This window comes from Vibrio sp. 1069 (assembly GCF_033340555.1).
On the sequence record NZ_JAWOWP010000544.1, the window covers coordinates 1 to 623 of the forward strand.

General features: G+C 48.5%; 1 protein-coding gene. It reads right to left on the bottom strand.

Annotation, left to right across the window (positions count from 1 at the left end; genetic code table 11):
* Positions 1 to 623, bottom strand: a 623-nt coding sequence (locus R7040_RS27640; protein WP_318097770.1) for a pyridoxal phosphate-dependent decarboxylase family protein, incomplete at both ends; no start/stop codon positions are given.

Sequence of the window (623 nt, forward strand, 5' to 3'; positions counted from 1 at the left end):
CGACAGTGAAGGCTCAGCTAGTAGTTCAAACTGATCGTTTGTACGGATCATGTCAGCCACTTCAAGCGTTTGAGCGAGTAGATGATCGTACATGTCACCCAGTGCCTTCGGACCCACGTTTTGCATGGTCATAAAGACTTTCAATGCATCAAAACGTTTGGTTGTCGCGATGGATTTATCGACCAAGTTTGGTAGCTCATCGTGCTCACGGTTCAAGTAATCTGCGTGATGAAGCAAGAACTTAAAGTTCGACTTGTCATTCACCAAAAGTGCGCCACAGCTGATTGTTTGGTAGAACAATTTGTGGAAATCGACACTGATAGAGTGAGCGCGCTCAACGCCTTTCAGGCGAGACTTATGACTGCTAAGGATCAGCGCACCACCGTAAGCACCATCCACATGCATCCACATGTCGTGCTTGACTGCCATGTCGGCGATGAAGTCTAGGTCATCAATTGCACCGTGATCCGTCGTACCCGCAGTACCAACAATCGCAAATGGAATTAGCCCTTCAGCTTTCGCTTGCGCAATCACTTCATCTAGCTTCGTGATATCCATGGTGCCATCAGCGTTTGCATCCACAGTCATCACCGCTTTCTCACCAAGCCCCATCCAAGATGCAG